General features: G+C 68.9%; 3 protein-coding genes and 1 pseudogene. 2 read left to right on the forward strand and 2 right to left on the reverse strand.

Annotated elements, in window-relative coordinates; all coding sequences use genetic code 11:
* On the reverse strand, positions 1-186 hold a 186-nt coding region (locus tag ACIRFL_RS43630; RefSeq protein WP_404041280.1), incomplete at its 3' end, for a hypothetical protein.
* A 306-nt stretch (positions 187-492) separates the two neighbouring features.
* On the opposite strand from ACIRFL_RS43630, the pseudogene ACIRFL_RS43635 reads away from it, so the two are divergent.
* A pseudogene (locus ACIRFL_RS43635) lies at positions 493-972 on the forward strand (transposase); the annotation flags it as partial.
* Positions 973-1,166: 194 nt separating this feature from the next.
* Here ACIRFL_RS43635 and ACIRFL_RS43640 read toward each other — a convergent pair.
* Entirely contained in the window at positions 1,167-1,892 is a 726-nt protein-coding gene (locus tag ACIRFL_RS43640) for a GntR family transcriptional regulator (RefSeq protein WP_404041282.1), read from the reverse strand.
* Positions 1,893-2,082: 190 nt separating this feature from the next.
* On the opposite strand from ACIRFL_RS43640, the gene manD reads away from it, so the two are divergent.
* Entirely contained in the window at positions 2,083-3,213 is a 1,131-nt protein-coding gene (manD, locus tag ACIRFL_RS43645) for a D-mannonate dehydratase ManD (RefSeq protein ID WP_404041285.1), read from the forward strand.
* The last annotated feature ends 69 nt before the right edge of the window (positions 3,214-3,282 follow it).

A 3,282-nucleotide genomic window follows, 5' to 3' on the forward strand; every position in this document is an offset into this window, starting at 1 on the left:
GAGTTCGGAGTAGGCCGCGCCGAGGACGTAGCCGGTGGTGCCACCCAGGGTTTTGGGGTTGCCGAGGTTGTCGTAGGTGGGGGTGATGCCTTCGATGGGCAGGCCGGCCACAGCCGGTTCATCGAAGCCCGAGAGCAGGTTCGCCGCGTTGTACGAGGCGTCGAACTTCAGTGTCGTCTTCCCCATGGCCTGCGCGAAATCGTCGGTGGCCGGGAGGGTCAGCTGGCTGTTGACGGCGTTGTAGCGGCTGTCGAACTTGGTGACCTGCTGGACGTAGGCGCCGCCGGTGGCTCCGCCGACGTAGCGGATGGCGGTGTCCTGCCGGCCCTTGACGACCTGGTCGTAGTCCCAGTGCGCGAGTTTGTCGGCGTCCGTGGTGTCGGACTGCCACAGGTCGGTCCTACGGCCGAGGATGTCGTACTGGTAGAGAAGCTACGCGGTCTCCTTGGACAGGTGGTACTCGTACTTGTAGCTCGGCGTGTCAGCCCCGATGCGCAGCCGGTGAAGGACCTGGTCATCAAAGCCGGCAAGCGGGCAGCGAAGCCGGTGCAGTGGCGGGAAGGCTCACGGCCCGGCAACGGCCGCAGCGGCCTGAGGCGCATGTACTCACGGTTCGTGGCCCTGCGGATCCGGCCCGCCGGACGCGAGATCCGCAAGAACACCGCCGGCCCGGAGCTGCCGGTGCGCTGGCTGCTGGCCGAATGGGCCCGCCAACCAGCCCGAACCCGTGCAGTTCTGGCTGTCCAACCTGCCCGCCGACACGGCGCTGGCCGCCCTCGTGCGCACCGCGAAGCTGCGCTGGAGGATCGAGCACGACTACCGCGAGACGAAGCAGACCCTGGTGGCCTGGCCCACTTCGAAGGCCGCACCTGGAGAGGCTGGCACCACCACGTCACCCTCGTCTCCGTCGCACACGCCTTCTGCACCCTCCAGCGCATCACCCGGTCCCCAAAAGGAACGGCGCCGGCCTGAGCACGTATCGGGCCACCCGCGAACTGCAGACACTCCTCGCACTCTGGACCGGCGCGCCTGCCCCACCTGTCACCGCAACATGCCAGAACCCATACCAACCTGACCAAGCACTACTAGACCGCTCCCGGCGCAGCACCAGGAGTACCAGCAGTACGTTCGGGTGCGGACGGAACGGTGTCCGTGTCCGGCGGCGCTCAGGCGTGCGGCCGTTCCCAGACCACGACGTTGCGGCGGACCGGCACCGCGGAGGAGTCGGTGGCGAACAGCTCCGGCGAGTGGGCCCGGATGCGCTCGATGTCGCTGAAGACGGCCCGCAGATGTGCGCGCATCGCCGTGCGCGCCAGTGGTACGTCCCCCCGGACCACGGCGTCGAAGATCTCGCGGTGCTGGGCCACGAACACCGCGGGCGACGCGTTCTCGTACAGACCGAGACGGCGGGCGCGGTCCAGGTGCCCCTTGGCCGCGGCGACGGTCGTCCAGGCGTTGGCGTGTCCGCTCAGTCGCAGCAGGCCCTGATGGAAGGCCTCGTCCAGCGCGAAGAACTCCTCCAGGCCGAGGTCGTCCCGCTGCTGCCGCTCAAGGTTGTCCCGCAGTTCCCCGAGCAGTGCGGGGTCGATGTCCGTCGGCAGATCCTCCAGTGAGGCCAGTTCGACCGCCTCCCGGAGGAACTGCGCGTCGGCGACCTGGGCCGGATCCACCCGGGAGACGAACGACCCGATTTGCGGGAAGACCTGCACCAGGCCCTCCTGCGCCAGCAGGATCAGGCTCTCCCGCACCGGCGTGCGGCTGACGCCGAGCTGCGCGGCCAGTTCGTTCTCCGACAGCGCGGCCCCCGGCTGGAGTTGGAGCGTGAGAACCATCTGGCGCAGCGTGCTGTAGATCGCGCGCCGGTTCGTCTGCTGCCGTTTGGGTGAGGCCATGCCGCCCATCGTATCGCCGGGATCATGACCATCCCGTGCGCCGGGTTCTCGCTGGCCCCGAGGGCGCAGGCATTGCCCAAACTGGTCGACAAGTGCTTGTATACCAGTGCTGGCCGACAGGTGGCGGGGCGAGGGACGCCCGGACCCCGGCGGGCCGGTGCGGCAAAGGCCCCTGCTGTGAGGAGTCCCAGTGAGCAAGATCGAACACGTCGAGGTGTTCGTCGCCTCCCCCGGGCGTACGTTCGTCACGTTGCGCGTCACCACCACGGACGGCGTCACCGGCCTCGGCGACGCCACGCTCAACGGACGGGAACTGGCCGTGGCGAGCTACCTCCGCGACCACCTCGCGCCGCTCCTGATCGGCAGGGACCCGGCCAGGATCGAGGACATCTGGCAGTACCTCTACCGCGGCGCCTACTGGCGGCGCGGACCGGTCACCATGACGGCCATCGCGGCCGTCGACACCGCGCTGTGGGACATCAAGGGCAAGACCGCCGGGCTGCCCGTCTACCAGCTCCTCGGCGGGCGCTCCCGGGACGGCGTCCTGGTCTACTCGCACGCCAGCGGCACCGACGTACCGTCCCTGCTCGACGACGTCGGACGCCATCTGGAGCTGGGCTACAAGGCCGTACGCGCCCAGGCGGCGGTGCCCGACGTCGGCGGCACCTACGGCGTGCGCAAGGGCAAGCTGTACGAGCCCGCGGCCACCGACCTGCCCGACGAACAGCCCTGGGACACCGAGGCCTACCTCGGCTTCGCGCCCACGTACCTCCAGGCAGTGCGGGAACGCTTCGGCTTCGGCTTCCACCTGCTGCACGACGTGCACCACCGGCTGACCCCGCTTGAGGCCGCCCGGTTCGGCAAGAGCGTCGAGGACTGCCGCCTGTTCTGGATGGAGGATCCCACCCCGGCGGAGAACCAGGAGGCCTTCCGGCTCATCCGGCAGCACACCACGACACCGATCGCCGTCGGCGAGGTGCTCACCTCCATCTGGGACGTGCAGCACCTGATCACCGAGCAGCTCATCGACTACGTACGCACCACCGTGGTGCACGCCGGCGGCATCACCCACCTGCGGCGCATCTTCGACCTCGCCGCCCTCCACCAGGTCCGGACGGGCTCGCACGGCGCCACCGACCTCTCCCCGGTCAGCATGGCCGCGGCCGTGCACCTCGACCTGGCCGTGCCGAACTTCGGCATCCAGGAGTACATGGGCCACCCGGAGGAGGCCGCCGAGGTCTTCCGCAGCGGCGTCACCTTCGCGGACGGCATGCTCCACCCCTCCGAGGACCCTGGCCTAGTGTCTCGTGACCCTGATTGAGTTACTTCGAGTTGTTATTGACGAGTTTCTTCACGCTGGTCTGGACGAGTCGGACCTTGGCGAGGATCT

Origin of the sequence: Streptomyces sp. NPDC102462, assembly GCF_044765425.1 — a bacterium.
Classification (GTDB): Bacteria; Actinomycetota; Actinomycetes; order Streptomycetales; family Streptomycetaceae; genus Streptomyces.